Source organism: Winslowiella arboricola, assembly GCF_025527015.1.
In the GTDB taxonomy this organism is placed as follows: domain Bacteria; phylum Pseudomonadota; class Gammaproteobacteria; order Enterobacterales; family Enterobacteriaceae; genus Erwinia; species Erwinia arboricola.
Genome location: NZ_JAODIM010000041.1, coordinates 392631 through 409524 on the forward strand (window position 1 = coordinate 392631; position 16894 = coordinate 409524).

Below are 16894 nucleotides of genomic sequence, written 5' to 3' on the forward strand. Positions count from 1 at the left end.
TGAGAAACACGCATTCAAGAGGAGCTTCACTTGCAACGTGAACAAGTACTCGAGCATGCGCTAAACGTGCTTGAGCAGAACGGACTGGCAGCGACCACATCATTAACGATGCTGGCTGGCGACGTGGACCTTAGCGAAGAACAGCTACTGCGCTTCTGGCCCGATCGCAATGCCCTGCTGTACGACGCCCTGCGTTTTCATGGTCAGCAGATCGATGGCTGGCGCCGTCAGCTGCTGCTGGATGAAACGCTAAATGCTGAAGATAAGCTATTGGCACGTTATAAGGTACTGGAAGAGTCAGTGAATAATGGCCGCTTTCCTGGCTGTCTGTTTATCGCCGCCTGCAGTTTCTATCCACAGACCGACCATCCGATTCACCAGCTGGCCGAACAGCAAAAACGCGCCTCCTGGGAGTACACCCATCAATTGTTGAGTGATCTGGAGACGGATAATCCCGCGCTGGTGGCGGAACAGATGGAGTTAATTCTGGAAGGTTGCCTGAGCCGGCTGCTGGTAAAACGTAAAGTGCAGGATGTCGCTACCGCACGGCAACTGGCGGAAGATGTGCTACGTTTTGCCCTGTGTCGCAAAAATGGTGCCCTCACCTGATTAAGATTCACTCTGGCTGAATAAAAATCAGGCAGTTGGCGTGTTTTTCACAGAAAGCCGTTGACGCCAGACGGCCTTTACGGTTTAATGCGCCCCGTTGCCCGAATAGCTCAGTCGGTAGAGCAGGGGATTGAAAATCCCCGTGTCCCTGGTTCGATTCCGGGTTCGGGCACCATCTTTAAAGAAACCAGCCTCCGGCTGGTTTTTTGCTTTTCTGCGTTTGTTAAACAGCAACCTGCTACTCCACCATACTGATATAGATTTCACGCAAACGACGAGTGATCACGCCCGGTTTACCATCAGCAATAGTGACGCCATCTAATGCCACCACCGGTAATACAAAAGTCGTCGCCGAGCTGATAAAGATCTCTTTGGCGTGCAAGGCTTCCTGCGGCGTAAACAGGCGTTCTTCCAGTTTGATATGGTTACTGGCGGCGAGCTTTAGCAGCGAATGGCGGGTAATTCCGTGCAGAATAGCGTGACTCAACGGACGAGTGACCACGGTATTGTCATGCAGCACGATATAGCAGTTGCAGGAACTTCCCTCGGTAATAAAGCCATCTTCGACCATAAAAGCATCGTCGGCATGATGATGATGGGCATACTCTTTCGCCATACAGGCCGCCAGTAGGCCAACCGTTTTAATATCCCGGCGATGCCAGCGAATATCCGGGCAGGTCACCACCCGCAGGCCGGTTTCTGCTTTAGGATTATCAATAATGGCGCGCGCCTGGGTAAACATTACCAGCGTGGGTTTAACCTCTGCGCCGGGAAAGTAAAAATCACGATCGCCCGCATTGCCCCGGCTCAGCTGCAGGTAAATCGCGCCTTCCGTCAGCTTATTCTGCGCAATAAGCGCCAGGTGAATGCTCTTCAGTTCCGCCGGGGTAACCGGCAACGTCAGCGAGAGTTCACGGCAGGATCGTTGCAGGCGCTCAACGTGACCATCAAACTCAGCCAGTTTGCCATTCACCACTGCGGTGACTTCATAAACCGCATCGGCAAACAGAAAGCCCCGGTCGAATACCGATATCTTCGCGTTATGCTCCTGAACATACTCGCCATCAACATAAACCAGACGTTGCATTACAACCCTCCCAGTTGATCAACAATACGCCCCACCCCCTGACGGAAGGGATCCACCACCGGCAGCGCAAATTGCTGCTCAAGATCGGCCATGAATTGCAGTGCTTCGTCTTTATTTAGCGCGGCGCTATTCACTGAGATACCGACAAACCGCGCATGTGGATTGGTTAGCCTGGCCATGGTCAGATTCAGCGCCATACAGGCGGCTAAATCGGGGATCGGGTACTCAACGCCGCGCATGGTTTTACGGGTGGGTTCATGACAAAGCACCAGCGCATCCGCCTGAGCGCCGTGGATAATACCGGCGGTTACCCCGGCAAAGGAGGGATGGAACAGCGAACCCTGACCTTCAATCACATCCCAGTGGTTTTCGTCACTGGCTGGCGCCAGCGTTTCAACGGCGCCGGCGACAAAATCGGACACTACCGCATCGATACTGACCCCGGCGCCGCTAATCAGAATCCCGGTTTGCCCTGTAGCACGGAATGTCGCGTTACCGCCGCGCGACAGAATCTCTTTTTCGATGGCCAGCGCGGTATACATTTTGCCGCAGGAGCAATCGGTGCCGACCGGTAACAGGCGTTTCCCGCTGCGTTTGCGGCCGTTCGCTACTGGATAGGTTTGCGCAGGATGGCGTACATCAAACAGTGAACGTCCCAGTTTTGCCGCCAGTTCCCTGAGTTGCGGTACATCCGATAACCGATTGTGCAAGCCAGCCGCGAGATCCATACCACTTTCCAGCGCCGCGCTGAGAACGGTAATCCACTGTTCTGAGATAATGCCTCCACGATTGGCCACCCCAATCACCAGCGTTTGCGCCCCTGCGGCACGCGCGGCGCCGATATCCATATCGGGTAGATCGCAGTCAGCATGACAACCTTCCATTCGGTACTGGCCAATACAATATTCCGGATGCCATTGTTTAATGCCAATCGCCACCTTGGCAGCTAACTGATCGTGGGCATCTCCCAGAAATAATAAATAAGGCTTTTTGATATTCATTATTACCCTCACCGATAAGGAGAAAGATTAATTAAATGGATTTTTAATTAAACAGACTAAATATATAACCCTCGTTTTCAGTCGATATTAATGATTGCTGTGTTATTGTCAACACAGCCAATAAATTAGCGATAATAACTGCCATTCAGCATTTTTATTGAAATAAAAAACCGAAAAATAAATAAAATGCGAAATTTAACAGCAAAATTAACGATTTTTTAAAATTAACGGATTTTCATAAAAACAACAAACACCGCACTTATTTGGTGAATAACTTAATGTGGTGCCCTAAAATAATGCAATTTTATTTATTGTATTTAAATTGTTAATCCGATGAAACTGGCTATGCACAAACACCACGTGGTTTCGTAGGGTCGGAGTTCTCGCCGCCCGTGCCTGGGGGTAACATCGTGCCCGATGTTCCACGGGAGCCGGGAACGGCTCCCGTGGAATATTTCTGAGATATGTAACAGCACTGGCTGCATCCAATTTTAACCCCAAAAAAAATAATCACATTACGCATAGAAACATCGCCAGCTAATTATTTTAAAAAATCATTAGACATGCACTTTATGCAATATTACATTGCAAATAACCGATCAAACAACACAGGAAGTGGAGTTATGGAGATCTATTTCAGCGGAAGAGAAAGGACCAGGCAATATTACGCTGCCCTGGCGCAGTCCGCAAGTTACGACTTACTTGAAACTGCCAGTATAATTGTACTTAATGGTTCCAGTACAGTTATTGAAAACATGCAAAAGCTGATGGGAGATAAGGAAGCGGAAGGGTTTATGAAAATAGCCTATATTAAAACCGCTAACTATTTTGGTTTCAGTCATTCATCTGGTTTAATCGCATACAATGCAGTTGATATGGCTACATCTTTTTATGGCATATTAAGCCTGAGCCTCAGACCTGAAGCCTGGCGATTATATAACTATGTTAGCTCAGATTATTTCAGAAAAATAAACACCATGAGCAAAGCTGCCCTGTCTCTCAACATCATTGGTGCGGGAAACACCATAAGAGTCATCAGCGATCTTTACAACAATGACTAAAATAATTAAATCTTATTTTTTTTATTCCGCTTCATATACCTGAATGCTTTAATACCCAATTTAAGCGGCAATACTAAATTAGCGGCAAAAAGGATAAAAGCAGCAACGACTAATCTTATCGCCACCTGCGGGAAAGATAACTGATTTGAAATAAACAAATCAAAAAACATTATTATCAATATAAATAAAAAAAGACCAATCACCATTTTAAAAAAACCACTTAGTGCATTGATCTCTTTGTTTATACTACTATCATTCACTACCTCTCTGTCCTTTATGCTCTGTGTTATTTTTAACACTTCATCTACGCTAAATCCGCTATCCAGAAGTTTTTTTTCCGTTTCGTTATGCATATCCATCTGCTTGTTGTCCGATTTTAATTTATTGTCATAAGGCGTGGCTTTATCCAGGGGCGGCGTTCTCGCCGCCCGGGCTGATAGTTTACACCATAGGCGATTATACGGGAGCCGGGAACGGCTCCCCTGGAATATTTCTGAGATATGCAATCGCACTGGCTGTAACTAAGCTTAATGCTGGCGCAAATCGCTAAGAAAACGCTTCGCACGCTCATGCTGTGGATTGGTAAAGAAACGCTCAGGCGCCGCTTTCTCCAGAATCTGCCCCTGATCCATAAACCAGATAGTGTCCGCCACTTCGCGGGCAAAGTTCATCTCATGGGTCACGCACATCATGGTCATCCCTTCCTGCGCCAGACCGCGCATCACATTCAGCACTTCACCGACCATTTCCGGATCGAGCGCCGACGTGGGTTCATCAAACAGCATCACCGGCGGCTTCATCGCTAATGCCCGCGCAATCGCCACGCGCTGCTGCTGACCACCGGATAACTGCGCCGGATAAGCATCGGCCTTATGCGATAAGCCGACACGCTCCAGTAACTCACCGGCGTGGCTGCGCGCTTCGGAACGTTTTACGCCCAGCACTTTGATCGGCGACATCATAATATTTTCAATCACCGAGACGTGCGGGAACAGGTTGAAACTCTGAAACACAAAACCAATGCGGGTACGCAATTGATTCAGGCGTGTGCTGGTGCCGTGAATATCAATGCCATCAAACAGGATCTGCCCTTGCTCAATTGGCTCAAGGCGATTAACGGTGCGAATTAAGGTCGACTTACCGGAACCTGAAGGGCCGCAAACCACCACCACTTCGCCACTTTTAATTTCAGCACTCAGATCGGTCAGTGCCTGGTATTCGCCATACCACTTGTTGACCTGATTGAACAATATCATTGGTCTCATTATCGATCCTTATTGCGATTGAGTATTGGTCAGTAGCATGGCTTTTGCCGCAGTGTTCCCTTCCGGGCCATCATTACGACGCTTACGCGCAATACGTTCTTCAAGTTTATTCGCCAGCCAGGTAAGGCTGAAACAGATGATGTAATAACCAATCGCCACAATGGCAAACACCTGGAAAGGTTTGGTCAGTAACTGGTTATTGACCTGGTTGGCGGCATAGGTCAGCTCCGGCACATTAATCACGTAGCCCAGCGTGCTGTCTTTAATAATCGACACTAACTGGCTGACCAGGCTTGGCAGCGTGTTGTACAGCGCCTGCGGTAAAATCACCAGCCGCAGCGTTTTCATATAACTCATGCCCAGTGCGCGCGAGGCTTCATATTGCCCGCCCGGCAGCGCCTGAATGCCACCGCGGACGATCTCCGCAATATACGCACTCTCATAAATCACCAGCGTGCAGAGCATGGTGGTAAAGCCGCTGATATTGTGGCCAATTAATAATGGCACACAGAAATAGGTCCAGAACACCACCATTAACAACGGGATACCGCGCAGCAGATACACCCAGCATGCCGCCGGCCAGCTCAGCCAGCGATACGGCGACAGGCGCGCCAGACCCAGCAATACGCCAATCGGAAAGGCAAACAGCACCGCCAGCAATGAGATCAACAGGGTACAGAGAATGCCGCCCAGCGCCCCGTTCGGATACTGCCCCATCAGAAACAGCATGCCGTTATCATGCAGAATCGTGAAGATATCAGACATCGGATTACCTCGCGTAAGCGCGCTGGAAGTGACGCGCCAGCAGCGCACCGACAGCCATCAACAGCAGTGAAAAGAACAGATAGCCGACGGATGCCACCAGGTAAGACTCAAAGGTGCGGAAGGTTTTGTTTTCAATATCGCGGGTGACATAGGTTAACTCGGCGACACCAATCACCATCGCCAGACTGGTATTTTTAAACAGCAACACCGTATGGTTCAGCAGTGATGGCAGCGCATTGCGAATACCCTGCGGTAAAATCACCGAGCGCATGGCGCGTACATAACCCATGCCCAGCGCACGCGCCGCTTCGTTCTGACCATCAGGAATGGCGCGTAAACCGCTGCGAATATCTTCCGAGAAATAGGCCGCCTGGCACAGACCCAGCGCAAACATGGCGAACAGGAATTCGGCGTCGAAGTCATTGATCCACATCTGCGCCGCTTCCGGTAACAAGGTCGGGATGGCGAAATACCACACCATTAACTGCACCAGGGTTGGCACATTGCGATGCCAGGAGACATAAGCCTTGACCAGCCATACCGCGGTGCGTTTCTCGGTTAAGCGGATCACCACCAGCAACAGAGCGATAAACATCGCCAGCAGCCAGGATCCTAATGCAAGCTTCAGGGTGACTACCGTACCATCGACGATCATCTGCCCAAACTGGCCGGTCATGACGGCACTAAAATCGAGTGTCATCGTTTCACCCCTCTGTGGTTAACCATGATTATTCAGCGCGATCGCCGGGACGCATGGTGGAAAGCCCACCGGGCACCTGCAAGGTTGGCGTAATCTCGATATTGCCGATATTCACCGCCACTGGCGCCGACAGGGCAAAGGCGACGCAGTCAGCGATATCTTTCGCCTGCGGCAGTTCAAAGCCATCGATAAAGCGGCGACGCGCCTCTTCCTGGTCGCCCAGCACATTACCGAAGATCTCAGTCGCCACGCGGCCCGGACAAATTTCGGTAATCCGCACGCGCTTGCCATAGCAATCCACGCGCAGCTGGCGTGAAAGCGCATGGACGCCCGCTTTAGTGGCGTGATAAATGGAGTTGCCATTGAAGTTATAGATAGCGGCAATCGAGGTGATATTGATGACATGGCCGCAGTCGCGTTCCATCATCCCTGGCACCAGCAGGCGGCAAAGATGCAGCACCGCGCGCAGATTGACATCCACCTGGGTATCAATCGCTTCTTCATCGGCATCTAAAATAGAACCCGGCCGCGAGACACCGGCGTTATTCACCAGGATATCGACCTTAATTTCTTTGCACAGACGCGTCAGGGCATCAAGATCGCTGACATCAATGGCGTGCGGAATACAGCCGGTGCGTGCCGCCAGCGCGGTTAATTGCTCTTCACGGCGCGCCACCGCATGCACCGTAATCCCTTCCTGACAAAGGCGCTCAACAATGGCTTCGCCCATTCCAGCTGATGCTCCGGTAACCAATGCGGTTTTATAATCTGCAAATGGCATTTTGCCTCTCCTGTAGATGGATCATCGGCTCAGTTATTGTTGCCGATTTGGATTTGTAATCTGACTTTATCCAGTTATCCCCAACCGGTATAAGACATAAACGGTGTGAGGCGATAAGGGTGACTTATAACACCGTGCTTTCCCATGTATGCTGGCGCAGCTGGCGTGATGGCGGCAGCAACGGGATAGCCAGTTCAGCGATAATCTCGCGCAGGATATCCACCAGCGCGATGGATTCCGGGTTATCGCCATGCACCAGAATCGAGGAAGCATTTACCGTCAGGGTTGCGCCATCAATGGTTTGTACCGTTCCCTCGCTTAGAAACTGGCGCACGCGGGCGCGAACCTGCGCGATATCATGGATCACCGCACCCGGCTTCGCGCGGCTGACCAGCAGACCGTTACTTTCATAGGCGCGATCGGCGAGGAAGGTGCAGACCACCGGCAGATCCAGCTCGCGCGCCGCACGCTCAACCGCATTGCCTGACATGGTGCTGATAATCATATTCGGGTCGAAATGCTTCACCGCCTGCAATAGCACTTGCGCCAGCGCGGCGTCTTCCGACACCATATTGCCCAGCGCGCCGTGAAAACTCATATGCGTCAGCGGATAACGGGCGGCGGCGGCAAAAGCCGACAGGGCGCCAAGCTGATAGGTGACGTAATGGGCCATCACCTCAGGCTCAATCTGCATGCGGCGGCGACCAAACCCCATCAAATCGGGAAAGCCGACATGCGCACCGAGATCAACCTGGTTCTCCTTCGCCATCGCCACGGTATTCGCCATAATCACCGCATCGCCCGCGTGAAAACCGCAGGCGACATTGGCGGAGGTGATGCGCGGCATCAGGGCGGCGTCATTAGCAATCTGGTAGTCGCCAAAGCCTTCGCCAATATCAGCATTCAGATCGATATATTTCATGCCGCCAGCTCCGCGTTGCGTAACAACATAATTTCGCTGCCATATTCCACGCACTCTCCCTGCGCCACCTGCAGCGACTCCACCACGCCGGTAACCGGGCTGCGCAGCGGTAAATAGATCAAACCCACTTTTAGCAGCGCCAGCATCGCGTCTTTCTGCACTTCAGCGCCTGGCGAGGTAAACGGCAGACCATTGGCGGGATGTTGCAACAGCACGGTGCCGGGCATTGGCGCACATAGCGCCGCGCTGTCGGCCAGCACCGGGCTTTCGGGCGCGCTGGCACCGGCAGTAATCGGCATCAGCTGCGCGGCTTGCGGCGCATATTCGAGGCGCACACGGTAGTTGTCGCCGCCAAATTCAATGCACCCCAGCCCCGAAGCACGCATTTTTTGTGCGATCTTACGCAAATCGCGTAACGCTAATGATTTGTTTTGCATATTTATCCCGCCGAAGAGACTGACAAACGTCAGGTTTGTCGAAGTGTTAATGACACTCTATCGTGTCATTCTCCGCGCCAGGTAAGAGGGTTTCGCTTTGCAGTAATAAGGGAGACTTATTACCCCACTAAGGTCAGTGGTCGGTTATCTACCGTGCGCTTTGACATCAGCGCCAGCAGGATCGCTTTTACCGCTTCCGCCGGTTGCGACAGCGGCAGATGATCCGACATACAGAATGACAGTGACGCCTGCACTTCCGGCTCGACGATTTTGGCCATCCACGCATTGGATGCTTTCAGCATCGCCAGCGCGGCAGACTCCGGCATGATGGTGCAACCCAGTCCGGCAGCCAGCGCCGCGTTCAGCGTAGTCTGGGATTCAATTTCACATTTCACCCGATAGGCCAGACCTTCATGGATAAAGGCATCGTCCACCACTTTGCGCATAATGTTATAGATGCGCGGCAGGAACAGGTCATAGCGCGCCACTTCCGCCAGCGTAATGCTCTTCGCCGGGCTGGCCAGCTTATCAGGGCAGACGAAACAGAGATTCTCTTTCATCAGCGGCATAAAGCGCAGGCCGTGGATCTCGCGATTACCATAGATCACCGCCATATCCATGCGACCATTCATAATCAGCTCACTCAGGGTAGTACCAAAATTCTCATTAAAATAGAGTACGATCCCCGGATGCTGGCGATGAACCTCTTCCATCAGCGGCAACGCCAGCTGCTGAGCGGCAGTGCCCGGCGCCAGTCCCACGGAAACGCTGCCGGACAGCGCCAGCATCGAGCCATCAATGGCGCTCTGCGCCTGATCGCACTGGCGCAAAATCGCCTGCGCATGGGTATAGAGTATTTTTCCGGCTTCGGTGGGCGTCACACCACGCTTGGTGCGGATCAGCAGTTGTTGATTCACCTCCCCTTCCAGCGTCGCCAGTTGCTGGCTCAGCGCGGGTTGGGCGATATGCAAGATATCGGCGGCTTGTGTCAGACTTCCGACATCTACAATTTTAATAAAATACTTCAGCCGACGCAGATTCATAACCACTTCCTGAGAACCAAATATAATCAGGTTGTTGCAATAACAGTGCCAGGGGTGACAACTCAGCCATAAGGCTTTCACATCAAGGCTTAACGCAGAATAACGCCGCCTGAATCTGCGGCTGCCGCACCGCGCTGGTGCAACAGCCTGCCCGTCAGGCCGCAATTACATGGTTACTGGCCATCTCCCACTGCAATAATACCGGCTCGCCAACACTGAACGTCGGCAGCGTGCCGTTGCCGTTGGTTTGCTGCCAGACCATCATCTCTTCACCGCCCGCCAGCTTCAGGCTGTAATGCAGCATAAAGCCGCGATAAACCACCTGCGAGATACGCGCTGTCACCGCGTTATGGCCGGGTAATGGCGCGCCGTTTTGATAAGGCGACAGGCGAATCGCCTCCGGGCGCAGAGTCACCGTCACCGATTCAGCGTCAGACGGGCAATGCGCCACCGACAAATTCACCCCGGAAGCCGAGATTAACTGCACGCTGTCCGCCTGGCGCTGCACCACCCGCGCCGGTAAAAAGTTGGATGCGCCAATAAAGCCAGCGACAAACGCGGTGGCCGGTTTCTGGTAAATCTCGGCGGCGGAAGCCACCTGCTCAAGGCGCCCCCCCTGCATCACCGCGATCTGATCGGCCATCGTCAGCGCCTCATCCTGATCGTGGGTCACCATAATAGTGGTCAGTTCCAGCCGCTGCTGTAACTGACGGATTTCCAGCTGCATGCTTTCGCGCAGGCTTTTATCCAGCGCGCCGAGCGGCTCATCCAGCAGCAACATATCGGGTTCGATTACCAGCGCGCGCGCCAGTGAAACGCGCTGCTGCTGGCCGCCGGAGAGCTGGGCGGGCAGACGATCGTGATACTGTCCAAGCTGCACCATATCCAGCGCTTTTTTCACTTTCTGCGCGGTATCACTGCGCGACAGACCGCGCATCTTCAGGCCGAAGGCGATGTTCTCGGCGACATTCATATGCGGAAATAGCGCATAGTTCTGAAACAGCATGCCGACATTCCGGCGGTGCACCGCCGTTTCCATAATCGACCGGCCGCCGACCATGATATCGCCGGTGGTTGGCGCTACCAGCCCGGCCACCATACGCAGACAGGTGGTTTTGCCGCAGCCACTGGGCCCCAGCAGCGCCAGAATTTCGCCGGCATTCACTTTCAGCGAAACATTATCAACCGCGACACTCTTGCCGTAGTGCTTACTCAGATTGTCGAGACGAACTTCAAAAGAACGCTGCATAATCGCTTACCCGGTAAATGTCTGATTATATTTTTCCAGCAGCTCGGCGCGGCGTGGAATGATGTAAGTCCAGTCTGGCGTAAACAGGTTAAGGGCTTTCATTTTGTCTTCCGGATAAGCGAGGTATTTCAGCGTCTGCTCATCGAACTCGATACCGCGTACCGTTGGCGCACTGAGGGTCACTTCGGCCAGCATTTTCTGCACCGAAGGCTCCAGCAGACGGTTAATCCACGCCAATCCCAGCTCGCGCTGCGGCGCATCTTTTACCAGCGCCAGACCATTAATCCCGGTAAATGCGCCCTCTTTGGGATAGGTCATATCCAGCGGAATGCCTTTTTTGGTATGCGGATAAATCGCTTTGGAGTACTCAATACCGCCGACCATCGCCTGGCTCTGCGCCACCATCATCACCTGCGCTTCACCGTCATACACCGTCATCACATTGGCTTTGAGCTGAGCGAGTTTTTCCCAGCCTTTATCAATTTCATACTGCGCTTCCTGCAACGGTTTACCGGTCGCCAGCGCGGCGGCAACAATCAGCATCAGAATACTTTGGGTATTTTTCGGTGTATTGAGGATCATCTGATGCGCGTATTTCGACGCAAAAATCTCGCTGTAGCTTTGAATCGGCTGCGTCACCTGCGGATTAATAAACAGCCCCGCCATCGACACCGAGAAGCCGACGCCGTAGCGATCGCTCAGCAGATAACGATCAAAGACGTTTTTCAGATTCGGGATCTCATCCACCGGCAGCTGTTCGATTAACCCCTCTTCCTTCGCCTGCGGGATGCCGATATCGTCCATCGACATCACGCTAAATAACGGTTTCTTTTTCGTGGCGCGCAGCGCGGCGATATTGGCGAGAGTTGCGCCTTCAGTGGTTAATACGCGGCAGTTGTACTCTTTCTCAAATTCGGGCAGCACCTGTTTCTTAATTAACGCGCCCTGCGCCGAGTTATAAACCCCTACCTGTAATACGCGGTCGGCAGCAGCATTGGCTTTGATATTGAGATAAGGCAGCATCGCGGTGCCCGCCACTGCCTTTAAAAAGGTACGTCGCTTGATGGATGTCATACTGCTTCCTCTGGTATTGGGGTGAAAAGTTATGCAGCCATAGCGCGACGCAGACCAACCAGCTTTTCCAGAGCCAGTACGACTACCGTTGCCAGGACAATTATTAATGTGGACATGGTGGCCACTGATGGGTCGAAAACGGTGCCAATCTGGCGGTAGAGCACCACAGGCACCGGCGTGTTCTGTGAGTCAGCCAGCCACATCGAGACCGGATAATTATCGAAAGAGACCATAAAGCAGAAGATGGCGCCCGAGGTGACGCCCGGTACAATCTGCGGGAAGATCACCTGGCGGAAGGTCGCCCAGCGGCTGGCGCCCAGGGTGCGCGCTGCCTCTTCGAGGCTGGGATTAACCAGTTCCAGACTGGTTAACACCGTGCGCACCACATACGGCGTGGTCACTACGGTGTGCGCCAGCAGCAGATTGAGTTTTACATTGCTCCAGCCATAACCGGAGAACAGCTGTAACAGCGCCAGTCCGGTAATCAGCACCGGAAAGATCAGCGGTGACAGCAGTAAGCCTTTGCACATCGAGGAGAACGGCAGATTGCCGCGCACCAGCGCAAAAGCAGCGGGCACGCCAAGCAGCAGCGATAACAGCGTGGTGCCGATCGAGAGTACGGTGCTGAACAGCAGCGCCTCAATAAACTCCTCGTTTGCCAGCACCTTGCTGTACCACTCCAGGGTAAAACCGGTTGGCGGGAAGCTGACGAAATAGCCATCCGAAAACGAGATCACCACAATCAGCACAATCGGCGTGATAATAAAAATCATCATTGCGGCGGCAATGCCGTACAACACCCAGCCGCCAAAACCGCTTAAGCTGTTATTCATTTGCGATCTCCCGGCACACGACGTCCGCCCAGTAACTTCATCGACAGGGTATTTACCACAATCACAATAAACACCAGGATAGTGGCGATGGTGGCGCCAAACGGCCAGTCATACACCGCGACAATCTGCTGCTCGGCGAGGTTGCCAAGCATTTGCGATCGCGGCCCGCCAATCAGCGCCGGTATCACATAAGATCCCGCCGCCAGCGAGAACACCAGCGTCATCCCCGCCACCAGTCCGGGCAGGCTCAGCGGCAGCGTCACACGCAGAAAAACACTCCAGGGCGGTGCGCCAAGGGTGCGCGCCGCCGATTGCAGATTGGGGTCAATTTTGCCGAGCGCCGACGCCAGCGGCAGCACCATCATCGGAAAGAAAATATGCAGTGAGCCGATGATCACCGCCCATTGGGTAAACATCAGCGAATCAGGACGATCGATTATCCCCAGATGCAGCAGCACGTAATTGACTAAGCCACCAGGGCCATTATTTAAAATTAACTGCCAGCCGTACGCGCGCACCACCACGCTGACCGCCAGCGGAGCGATAATCATCAGCGTCATAATGCGTGAAACCGTGGTGTTGCCGCGCACCAGCACCGAGGCGACCGGGTAAGCCAGCAGCGCGGCAATCAGGGCGGTAATCACACTGATACGTAAGGTATTGATCAGCACATCGCTATATAACGCCACCTGAAAGAAATGCAGATAATGTTCGAAGGTATAAGGCGCAGCGATATTTCCGTCCGGCGTTTGCGTCATCACGCTAAAAAACATCAGCCGAACCGCAGGCGCAAAAAAGAAAAACAGCTGAAAGACGAGTAAAGGTAAAATTAACCAGGCCGGAGATTGCCAGAAGGTTAATCTTTTTTTTATTCGAACCATTGGCGCAGAAATATCAGTCATCGGATTTCCTGTGAGCAAGCTAATATCTTTATGCGATTGGCTGTCAATCGCCAGCGTAAGCATGAGTGTAGGAACAGAAAAGCCGCGACCTTTTTATAACTCATTGAATAAAATGAATTACTCTATAATTTTCGTCGTCACAAAACGGTAATATGATTCACTGCGTAATGACCAATACATTTTCATTATGTGGCAACCTTATCCCGTTATGGAGATAAGGCGCGATTCCCCTGTGATAAAGCAGCGATTTAACCGCAGATATTGTTTTGTGTTATGTCACCACAACAAAGCGCTATTGGATTGTTTAACCCTTTCATCATTACCCTTCTCCCTGACACTGCGTCTGCACGCTAATTCTCACTGACTGATGACTTCTGGAATCCAGCACCATGCCTGATATCGCCGATCGCTTAAAGAATGTTACCGTTTCTGCCTCCGTTGCCATGACCCAGAAGGCGCGTGACCTTGCCGCCCAGGGCGTGCATGTTGTTGGTCTCTCCACTGGCGAACCTGACTTCCCGACGCCGGAACACGCAACCGAAGCCGCCTATGCCGCGGCGCGTGGCGGCGATACGCGTTACCCTCCGACCGATGGCACTCCGGCGCTGCGCGCGGCAATCCAGCGTAAATTCAAACGTGACAACAATCTGGACTATGACATCAGCCAGATTCTGACGGCGGGCGGTGCAAAGCAGATTATTTTTAATGCGATTCTGGCCACCATTAACCCCGGTGATGAAGTGGTGATCCCGACGCCGTCGTGGATTAGCTATGCCGATATCGTGAAGTTTGCTGGTGGCATCCCGGTGCCGGTCGCGTGTCCGCAGGAGAATGGATTTAAGCCTTATCCGGCGGATTTAGAGGCAGCGATTACACCAAAAACCAAATGGTTACTGCTGAATTATCCCAGCAACCCGACCGGTTCGGTCGCCACCCGCGCTGAGATGCAGGCGATTGCCGAAGTGATGCTGCGCTATCCGCAAGTGTGGATTATGACCGACGATATCTACGAACATCTGATCTACGATGACGTCACTTTTTATACGCTGGCGGAAGTGGAACCGCGCCTGTTGGATCGCGTACTGACGGTTAACGGCGTATCGAAAGCGTACTCCATGACCGGCTGGCGTCTGGGCTTCTGTGGCGGGCCGAAAGACCTGATTAAAGCAATGAGCAACGTCAACACCCAGAACAGCGGTGGTGTCACCACCCTGACCCAGGCGGCGGCGGTTGCGGTGCTGGATGGCCCGCAGGATCTGCTGAAAGAGCGGGCAGAAATTTACCGTCAGCGCCGTGATTATGTGCTGGAACGCCTGACATCGGTCGATGGCCTGAGCTGCCATAAACCGCAGGGCGCGTTTTATCTGTTTGTTAATATCGCCGCCTTTATCGGCAAAACCAGCGCCGGTGGCCGTCCGATCAGCAATGATGCGGACTTCGTACTGGCGCTGATTGAAGAGCAGCATGTGGTTACCGTGCAGGGCGCAGCTTATGGCATGAGCCCTTACTTCCGCCTCTCTTACGCCACCAGCATGGAGATGTTGCAGGAAGGCTGTGACCGCATCGCTGCTTTCTGCGCTGGCATTCACTGAGGAGAAAACCATGCTCGACACGGCTCAACGTGTGGTAATGGTTTCCGGGGCTGCAAGAGGCCTCGGTTTGCATATTACCGAGCGTTTACTTAAGTCAGGATTTACCGTTTGCGCCGGGGTGCGCAACCCGGACGCCCTTGCACCACGCGAGCGCTTAACCGTTTGTCAGTATGACGCCGCAGTCGCGGGATCCGGCGAAGCCTGGGTGGCGGCGACCCTGCAACAGTATGGCCGTATCGATGCGCTGGTAAACTGCGCCGGGATTAATCCCCGGGTGCGGGTGATGGATGAGGATGAAGGCGCGCTGGATGATATGTGGCAGATTAATGTGAAAGGACCGCTGCGCTTAAGTCGCGCCGCCCTGCCGTCGCTGTTTAGCTGTGGTAATGGTCGCATTATTAATGTCGCATCACTGGCCGGGCGCAGGGTCGGCAGTAATGTCGGCTATGCGATGACCAAATTTGCCGTGGTGGCGCTGACGCACGGTATCCGTCAGGAGTGCTGGGATCAGGGCGTGCGCGCTACTGCGCTCTGCCCGGGTTATATCGCGACCGATATGACCGCCGGTGAAACCGAAGTGACACGTGAAGAGATGACCCAACCGGAAGATTTAGCGGAAATGGTCGAACTGCTGTTACGCCTGCCGAACAATCTGTCGGTGGCGGAACTGCTGATTAACTGCCGTAAAGAAGCGATGCTTTAGTCACTCCGGGCGGTGAGAACGCCGCCCGATGTTTCAGACCCGCTCAATCCTGATATTTTTCCCGGTAAACGCCGTCAGCTTCTCTGCGGCGATCCCTTTATCCACCACCATAATCGCAATATCAGCGCATTGCGCCACCGAGTAGCGTGCAATGCCGGGGATCTTCTCCGCTGTCAGCGCAATAATAATCTCATTGCTACGCGCAACCACGGTTCGTTTAAACTCGGCGTCGGTAAAATCAAATACCGTCACTCCCGCTTCAGCATCCATAGCACAGCCGCCGAGAAAACATTGATCGAACCAGATATCGCTCAGCTGACTTTGCGGTGTGACGCCAAGACTGCCGCCGGTCTGCGGCTGCACCCGCCCGCCAAGCATAATCACTTCGTAATGCGGATAGCGCATCAGTTCCACCGCAATCAACGGTGAATTGGTGACCACCGTCAGCTGCAGATGCTCCGGCAACGCACGGGCCAGCGCCAGATTCGTGGATCCGGCGTCAATAAAAACAGAGCCGCCATCCTTGACCAGACTGGCGCAGCCACTGGCGATCCGCTGTTTTTCAGCGCTGATTGCCAGGCTGCGGTTAATAAAACTGTCAGATTCTTTCACCATACTGACAGCGCCACCATAGACCTTTTTACAGACTCCTTCGCGCGCCAGCTCCTGCAGATCCCGCCTGATGGTATGTTCCGAAACCTGCAATTCTGCCGCGAGGCCTGTCACTGTTACCCGACCTTCATTCAGCAGTTTCTGACGAATCAGGGATTGTCGCTGCTGGGGAAAAGCTGCATAATCGAGCATAAAACTTCCTCACAATACCTTGATCGAGCAAAACTGAGCATAACTTTAATCTGACGAAGGGGTCGA

General features: G+C 53.1%; 19 protein-coding genes and 1 tRNA gene. 5 read left to right on the plus strand and 15 right to left on the minus strand.

Annotated elements, in window-relative coordinates:
• Positions 1–30: 30 nt before the first annotated feature.
• Both dicD and N5923_RS13575 read left to right on the plus strand, forming a co-directional pair.
• Complete coding sequence (gene dicD / locus N5923_RS13570) at positions 31–609, plus strand: division control transcriptional repressor DicD (protein WP_267141549.1); 579 nt, start codon at positions 31–33, stop codon at positions 607–609.
• A 99-nt stretch (positions 610–708) separates the two neighbouring features.
• Positions 709–784 (plus strand) — tRNA-Phe (locus tag N5923_RS13575).
• Between the two features lie 63 nt (positions 785–847).
• Here N5923_RS13575 and N5923_RS13580 read toward each other — a convergent pair.
• Both N5923_RS13580 and dgcN read right to left on the minus strand, forming a co-directional pair.
• Complete coding sequence (locus tag N5923_RS13580; protein WP_267141548.1) at positions 848–1696, minus strand: D-amino-acid transaminase; 849 nt, start codon at positions 1694–1696, stop codon at positions 848–850.
• Positions 1696–2697 carry an N-acetyltransferase DgcN gene (dgcN, locus tag N5923_RS13585; RefSeq protein ID WP_267141547.1) on the minus strand — a complete coding sequence of 334 codons (1002 nt, stop codon included), beginning with the start codon at positions 2695–2697 and terminating at the stop codon, positions 1696–1698. Before dgcN ends, N5923_RS13580 begins: the two co-directional genes overlap by 1 nt.
• A gap of 623 nt (positions 2698–3320) precedes the next feature.
• On the opposite strand from dgcN, the gene N5923_RS13590 reads away from it, so the two are divergent.
• Entirely contained in the window at positions 3321–3758 is a 438-nt protein-coding gene (locus N5923_RS13590) for a DUF4225 domain-containing protein (RefSeq protein ID WP_267141546.1), read from the plus strand.
• A 5-nt stretch (positions 3759–3763) separates the two neighbouring features.
• Here N5923_RS13590 and N5923_RS13595 read toward each other — a convergent pair whose 3' ends face one another.
• The 12 genes from N5923_RS13595 to N5923_RS13650 all read right to left on the minus strand — a co-directional run bounded on the left by N5923_RS13595 (position 3764) and on the right by N5923_RS13650 (position 13729).
• Positions 3764–4111 carry a hypothetical protein gene (locus tag N5923_RS13595; RefSeq protein ID WP_267141545.1) on the minus strand — a complete coding sequence of 116 codons (348 nt, stop codon included), beginning with the start codon at positions 4109–4111 and terminating at the stop codon, positions 3764–3766.
• Positions 4112–4285: 174 nt separating this feature from the next.
• Positions 4286–5023, minus strand: coding sequence for an amino acid ABC transporter ATP-binding protein (locus N5923_RS13600; RefSeq protein WP_323372703.1), 738 nt, complete (start codon positions 5021–5023; stop codon positions 4286–4288).
• A 9-nt stretch (positions 5024–5032) separates the two neighbouring features.
• Positions 5033–5788: an amino acid ABC transporter permease gene (locus N5923_RS13605; protein WP_267141544.1), complete on the minus strand. Its 756-nt coding sequence runs from the start codon at positions 5786–5788 to the stop codon at positions 5033–5035.
• 4 nt (positions 5789–5792) lie between these two features.
• Entirely contained in the window at positions 5793–6488 is a 696-nt protein-coding gene (locus N5923_RS13610; RefSeq protein ID WP_267141543.1) for an amino acid ABC transporter permease, read from the minus strand.
• 28 nt (positions 6489–6516) lie between these two features.
• Positions 6517–7269: an SDR family oxidoreductase gene (locus tag N5923_RS13615; RefSeq protein WP_017798943.1), complete on the minus strand. Its 753-nt coding sequence runs from the start codon at positions 7267–7269 to the stop codon at positions 6517–6519.
• A 124-nt stretch (positions 7270–7393) separates the two neighbouring features.
• A complete protein-coding gene (locus N5923_RS13620; protein ID WP_267141542.1) occupies positions 7394–8191 on the minus strand; it encodes a LamB/YcsF family protein in 798 nt (265 codons plus the stop codon).
• Positions 8188–8628 (minus strand): acetyl-CoA carboxylase biotin carboxyl carrier protein, encoded by a 441-nt coding sequence (locus N5923_RS13625; protein ID WP_267141541.1) that lies wholly within the window; start codon positions 8626–8628, stop codon positions 8188–8190. The genes N5923_RS13620 and N5923_RS13625 overlap by 4 nt, the downstream gene beginning before the upstream one ends.
• Before the next feature lie 119 nt (positions 8629–8747).
• Positions 8748–9671 (minus strand): nitrogen assimilation transcriptional regulator NAC, encoded by a 924-nt coding sequence (gene nac / locus N5923_RS13630; protein WP_267141540.1) that lies wholly within the window; start codon positions 9669–9671, stop codon positions 8748–8750.
• A gap of 154 nt (positions 9672–9825) precedes the next feature.
• Positions 9826–10920 (minus strand): ABC transporter ATP-binding protein, encoded by a 1095-nt coding sequence (locus N5923_RS13635; RefSeq protein WP_267141539.1) that lies wholly within the window; start codon positions 10918–10920, stop codon positions 9826–9828.
• Positions 10921–10926: 6 nt separating this feature from the next.
• Entirely contained in the window at positions 10927–11994 is a 1068-nt protein-coding gene (locus N5923_RS13640; RefSeq protein ID WP_267141538.1) for an extracellular solute-binding protein, read from the minus strand.
• A gap of 29 nt (positions 11995–12023) precedes the next feature.
• Entirely contained in the window at positions 12024–12827 is an 804-nt protein-coding gene (locus N5923_RS13645) for an ABC transporter permease (RefSeq protein WP_267141537.1), read from the minus strand.
• On the minus strand, positions 12824–13729 hold the full coding sequence (locus tag N5923_RS13650) for an ABC transporter permease (protein WP_267141536.1): 906 nt from the start codon (positions 13727–13729) through the stop codon (positions 12824–12826). The genes N5923_RS13645 and N5923_RS13650 overlap by 4 nt, the downstream gene beginning before the upstream one ends.
• A gap of 389 nt (positions 13730–14118) precedes the next feature.
• On the opposite strand from N5923_RS13650, the gene N5923_RS13655 reads away from it, so the two are divergent.
• Positions 14119–15321 carry a pyridoxal phosphate-dependent aminotransferase gene (locus N5923_RS13655; RefSeq protein WP_267141535.1) on the plus strand — a complete coding sequence of 401 codons (1203 nt, stop codon included), beginning with the start codon at positions 14119–14121 and terminating at the stop codon, positions 15319–15321.
• Positions 15284–16024 carry an SDR family NAD(P)-dependent oxidoreductase gene (locus N5923_RS13660; protein ID WP_267141534.1) on the plus strand — a complete coding sequence of 247 codons (741 nt, stop codon included), beginning with the start codon at positions 15284–15286 and terminating at the stop codon, positions 16022–16024. Before N5923_RS13655 ends, N5923_RS13660 begins: the two co-directional genes overlap by 38 nt.
• Positions 16025–16057: 33 nt before the next feature.
• On the opposite strand, the gene N5923_RS13665 is transcribed toward N5923_RS13660, so the two are convergent.
• Positions 16058–16828, minus strand: a complete 771-nt coding sequence (locus tag N5923_RS13665; protein WP_267141533.1) for a DeoR/GlpR family DNA-binding transcription regulator — start codon at positions 16826–16828, stop codon at positions 16058–16060.
• Positions 16829–16894: the final 66 nt, after the last annotated feature.

What these genes read in the sequence shown, in the direction of transcription:
- N5923_RS13625 (WP_267141541.1), bottom strand. Translation starts at nt 8,628, where the DNA reads ATGCAAAACAAATCATTAGCGTTACGCGATTTGCGTAAGATCGCACAA.
- N5923_RS13650 (WP_267141536.1), bottom strand. Translation starts at nt 13,729, where the DNA reads ATGACTGATATTTCTGCGCCAATGGTTCGAATAAAAAAAAGATTAACC.
- N5923_RS13620 (WP_267141542.1), bottom strand. Translation starts at nt 8,191, where the DNA reads ATGAAATATATCGATCTGAATGCTGATATTGGCGAAGGCTTTGGCGAC.
- N5923_RS13635 (WP_267141539.1), bottom strand. Translation starts at nt 10,920, where the DNA reads ATGCAGCGTTCTTTTGAAGTTCGTCTCGACAATCTGAGTAAGCACTAC.
- N5923_RS13610 (WP_267141543.1), bottom strand. Translation starts at nt 6,488, where the DNA reads ATGACACTCGATTTTAGTGCCGTCATGACCGGCCAGTTTGGGCAGATG.
- N5923_RS13665 (WP_267141533.1), bottom strand. Translation starts at nt 16,828, where the DNA reads ATGCTCGATTATGCAGCTTTTCCCCAGCAGCGACAATCCCTGATTCGT.
- nac (WP_267141540.1), bottom strand. Translation starts at nt 9,671, where the DNA reads ATGAATCTGCGTCGGCTGAAGTATTTTATTAAAATTGTAGATGTCGGA.
- N5923_RS13645 (WP_267141537.1), bottom strand. Translation starts at nt 12,827, where the DNA reads ATGAATAACAGCTTAAGCGGTTTTGGCGGCTGGGTGTTGTACGGCATT.
- N5923_RS13600 (WP_323372703.1), bottom strand. Translation starts at nt 5,023, where the DNA reads ATGAGACCAATGATATTGTTCAATCAGGTCAACAAGTGGTATGGCGAA.
- dgcN (WP_267141547.1), bottom strand. Translation starts at nt 2,697, where the DNA reads ATGAATATCAAAAAGCCTTATTTATTATTTCTGGGAGATGCCCACGAT.
- N5923_RS13595 (WP_267141545.1), bottom strand. Translation starts at nt 4,111, where the DNA reads ATGCATAACGAAACGGAAAAAAAACTTCTGGATAGCGGATTTAGCGTA.
- N5923_RS13580 (WP_267141548.1), bottom strand. Translation starts at nt 1,696, where the DNA reads ATGCAACGTCTGGTTTATGTTGATGGCGAGTATGTTCAGGAGCATAAC.
- N5923_RS13605 (WP_267141544.1), bottom strand. Translation starts at nt 5,788, where the DNA reads ATGTCTGATATCTTCACGATTCTGCATGATAACGGCATGCTGTTTCTG.
- N5923_RS13590 (WP_267141546.1), top strand. Translation starts at nt 3,321, where the DNA reads ATGGAGATCTATTTCAGCGGAAGAGAAAGGACCAGGCAATATTACGCT.
- N5923_RS13640 (WP_267141538.1), bottom strand. Translation starts at nt 11,994, where the DNA reads ATGACATCCATCAAGCGACGTACCTTTTTAAAGGCAGTGGCGGGCACC.
- N5923_RS13615 (WP_017798943.1), bottom strand. Translation starts at nt 7,269, where the DNA reads ATGCCATTTGCAGATTATAAAACCGCATTGGTTACCGGAGCATCAGCT.
- N5923_RS13655 (WP_267141535.1), top strand. Translation starts at nt 14,119, where the DNA reads ATGCCTGATATCGCCGATCGCTTAAAGAATGTTACCGTTTCTGCCTCC.